At 65.4% G+C, this 3,195-nt stretch carries 5 protein-coding genes; 3 read left to right on the plus strand and 2 right to left on the minus strand.

Features of this window, described 5'->3' with window-relative positions:
• Nucleotides 1-84 precede the first annotated feature (84 nt).
• Nucleotides 85-360 (minus strand): hypothetical protein, encoded by a 276-nt coding sequence (locus G4O04_08370; GenBank protein ID HEY58530.1) that lies wholly within the window; start codon nucleotides 358-360, stop codon nucleotides 85-87.
• A gap of 91 nt (nucleotides 361-451) precedes the next feature.
• Complete coding sequence (gene acpP, locus G4O04_08375; protein ID HEY58531.1) at nucleotides 452-691, minus strand: acyl carrier protein; 240 nt, start codon at nucleotides 689-691, stop codon at nucleotides 452-454.
• Between the two features lie 162 nt (nucleotides 692-853).
• Between acpP and G4O04_08380 the strand changes: the two genes are divergently transcribed.
• The 3 genes from G4O04_08380 to G4O04_08390 form a co-directional block, all read left to right on the plus strand.
• Nucleotides 854-1,882, plus strand: a complete 1,029-nt coding sequence (locus tag G4O04_08380) for a type 2 isopentenyl-diphosphate Delta-isomerase (GenBank protein ID HEY58532.1) — start codon at nucleotides 854-856, stop codon at nucleotides 1,880-1,882.
• Between the two features lie 85 nt (nucleotides 1,883-1,967).
• On the plus strand, nucleotides 1,968-2,972 hold the full coding sequence (locus G4O04_08385) for a polyprenyl synthetase family protein (protein ID HEY58533.1): 1,005 nt from the start codon (nucleotides 1,968-1,970) through the stop codon (nucleotides 2,970-2,972).
• 4 nt (nucleotides 2,973-2,976) lie between these two features.
• A partial coding sequence (locus tag G4O04_08390; GenBank protein ID HEY58534.1) for a histidine phosphatase family protein occupies nucleotides 2,977-3,195 on the plus strand: 219 nt, incomplete at its 3' end.

The raw sequence follows: 3,195 nt of genomic DNA on the forward strand, positions 1-3,195 counted from the left end.
CGTCGGTCATGGAGATCGCCTCCTTGAGAAAGAATGCCGTGTTTATTGTACCCGAAAAGCCTCAGGCCCGCGAAAGCGATCGGCTCACCAGGAGGGCGGATGCTCTCCATCCCAACGGCGCACGCCGGGCAAGCTGAGCACCCAATCCGCCCCGTGGCCCTTTGCCGAAGTCTGAAAACCTGGGTGCACCTCGCCGTCCTCCAGAGCCACCGTCCGATGGGACAAGCCCCAACGCTCAGCCAGGGCCTGCAGGCGTTGCCCATCCCGCCCGGCCAAAACGGGCTGCCAGCCTTGCCGCACGGCTTCGGCAACGATCAGCCGCCCCGTGTAACCATAAGCACCGTAAAGCAAAAAGCGCATCCCCCTGCTCCCTCCCCCTCAAAAAAAGACAGGCAGACCTGTGGCGTCCTGGTCCACAGGTCTGCCTGTCGGATGGACTTTGCCGGATAGGCTAACTCCCCATGCGGGCTTCGATGTACTTCACCGCCTCGCCCACTGTGGTGATCTTCTGCGCGTCCTCGTCGGAAATTTCCTGGCCGAACTTGTCCTCCAGGGCCATGATGAGTTCCACCAAATCCAGCGAATCGGCCTCCAAATCCTCGCGGAAGCGGGCCTCAGGCGTCACCTTGCTTTCATCCACGCCCAACAAATCCACAATGATTTCTTTGACCTCTTCAAAGACGTCGGCCATGATTGTTCCTCCTAACAAGGATTGAAATACCAGAGGGGCAAGCCGCCTTAAAAGAAAGGATGCGCGACGCTCCAATTGTAACCTACATCAGGGGGTTGTCAAGCGCGTTGACAGCCCTCCCAACGGCTGGTAAGATTGCTCGTAGAAAGGAAACACTCGACCATGAGCGAAGTTACGCCCATCGGCAACCGAAAAGCAGACCACATTCGCATCAACCTAGAAGAAGATGTGCGTTCCCGCCTGACCACCGGGCTGGAACGCTATCGTTTCATCCACCAGGCCCTCCCCGAACTGGACCTGGAGGAGGTAGACACCGGGGTCACGGTATTCGGCAAACGGCTGCGGGCGCCTTTGCTCATCTCGTCTATGACGGGCGGCACCACCGAAGCCGGGGTCATCAACCGCCGGCTGGCCCTGGCCGCCCAGGAGACGGGCATCGCCATGGCGGTCGGCTCTCAGCGGGCGGCCCTGGAACACCCCGAACTGGCCTCGACCTTCCAGGTGCGGCGCTACGCCCCGGACATCCTGCTCTTCGCCAATTTAGGGGCGGTGCAGTTGAACTACGGCTACACGGTGGACCACTGCCGCCGCGCCGTGGAGATGATCGAGGCTGACGCCTTCATCCTGCACCTCAACCCCCTCCAGGAGGCCGTGCAGCCCGAAGGCGACACCCGCTTCAGCGGCCTGGTGCGCAAAATCGAAGCCGTGTGCCGCGCGCTGCCCGTGCCGGTGGTCGTCAAAGAGGTGGGCTGGGGAATCTCGGAACGAGCGGCGCGGATGCTGGCCGAGGCCGGCGTGGCAGCCATCGATGTGGCCGGTGCCGGAGGCACCTCTTGGAGCCAGGTGGAGATGCACCGCGCCGTGAACGACTTCCAGGCGCGGCTGGCCGCCGCCTTCGTGGACTGGGGCATCCCCACGGCGGAATCCATCCGTTTCGTGCGACAAACCGCCCCGGAGATGCTGGTGTTTGCCTCCGGCGGCCTGCGCAACGGGGTGGATGTGGCCAAGGCCATCGCCCTGGGGGCCACCCTGACCGGTATGGCCGGGGCGCTGCTCCAAGCCGCGGCCCAATCCACCGAGACCACCGTGGAAACCCTCCGCCTGATCCAGCGCCAGTTGCAAGTGACCATGTTCGCTGTGGGCGCCCGAGACATTACCGCTTTGCAGCGCACGCCGTTGATGGAAGCGTGACTCTTCCTCGCTCACGCCACGATTGCCCGCACACAGCAATGAAACACGGCGAAACACCCATTCACCATGACGAGGCCACCAACTGATGACCTTCCAAGATATGTTGCTCCCCGCCATCGAAGACGAAATGCGCGCCGTGCTGCCCCGGCTGGACGGGCCGCGCTACGCCGAGATGCAGGCCATGCTGGCCTACCACTTAGGCTGGGAAGGCGAAGGCGCCGGGCCCAAGGCCCGCGGTAAACGGGTGCGGCCCCTGCTCCTCTTGCTCACCATGGCCGCCGCTGGGGGGCGTTGGGAGGCCGCCCTGCCCGCCGCCGCTGCCGTGGAACTGGTGCACAACTTCTCCCTCATCCACGACGACATCCAGGACCGCAGCGATACCCGCCGTGGCCGGCCCACGGTGTGGCGCAAATGGGGCATCGCCCAGGCCATCAACGCCGGGGACGCCATGTTCACCCTGGCGTTCATCGCCCTCTCACGGCTGCGCGAAACGGTGAGGGCGGCGATCGCCCTGGAGGCCCACGCCGTGCTCCAAAACGCCTGCCTGGCCCTCACCCAGGGCCAGTACCTCGACCTGGCCTACGAACAGCGCCACGACCTCACCGAAGCGGACTACTGGCCCATGATCCGCGGCAAGACCGCCGCCTTGCTGGCCGCCTGCACCGATTTGGGCGCCCTGGTCGCCGAGGCTTCAACGCCCATCCGCGCGGCCTACCGCCGCTTCGGCGAGCACCTGGGGCTGGCCTTTCAGGTGCAGGACGACGAGTTGGGCATCTGGGGTGACGAGGCGTTAACCGGCAAGCCCACGGCCAGCGACCTGCTCGAGGGCAAGAACACCCTCCCCGTGCTCTACGGCCTGGCCCACAGCCCCCATTTCGCCCGGCGCTGGCGGCAGGGCCCTTTACAACCGGAAGCGGTGCCGGAGATGGTAGCCTACCTGGAGGCCTGCGGCGCCCGCGAATACACTCGCCGCAAGGCCGCCGACCTCACCGCACAGGCGCTCCAGGCCCTGGACGAAGCCCAACCCCAGGGCGAGGCCGGGCAGGCGCTGCGGGCCCTGGCGATGAAATTGCTGGAGCGGAAAGCCTGAACCCATGTCCGAAGCCTATTTCGTCACCCTCGTCCGTCACGGTGAATCCACGGCCAACGCCGAAGGCCGTCACCAGGGCCAGATGGACTTTCCCCTGACCGAGCGGGGCCGGGCGCAGGCCCAGGCCCTCGCCCGGCGATGGCTACGCGAAGGGCGGCGCTACCACGCCCTCATCGCCAGCCCCCTCAGCCGCGCCTTGCAAACCGCCCAAATCCTCGCCGAC

This window comes from Anaerolineae bacterium, from assembly GCA_011176535.1.
In the GTDB taxonomy this organism is placed as follows: domain Bacteria; phylum Chloroflexota; class Anaerolineae; order Anaerolineales; family DRMV01; genus DUEP01.

Excerpts from the sequence above, each read along its gene's own strand:
- G4O04_08370 (HEY58530.1), bottom strand. The coding sequence starts at position 360 with ATGCGCTTTTTGCTTTACGGTGCTTATGGTTACACGGGGCGGCTGATC.
- acpP (HEY58531.1), bottom strand. The coding sequence starts at position 691 with ATGGCCGACGTCTTTGAAGAGGTCAAAGAAATCATTGTGGATTTGTTG.
- G4O04_08380 (HEY58532.1), top strand. The coding sequence starts at position 854 with ATGAGCGAAGTTACGCCCATCGGCAACCGAAAAGCAGACCACATTCGC.
- G4O04_08385 (HEY58533.1), top strand. The coding sequence starts at position 1,968 with ATGACCTTCCAAGATATGTTGCTCCCCGCCATCGAAGACGAAATGCGC.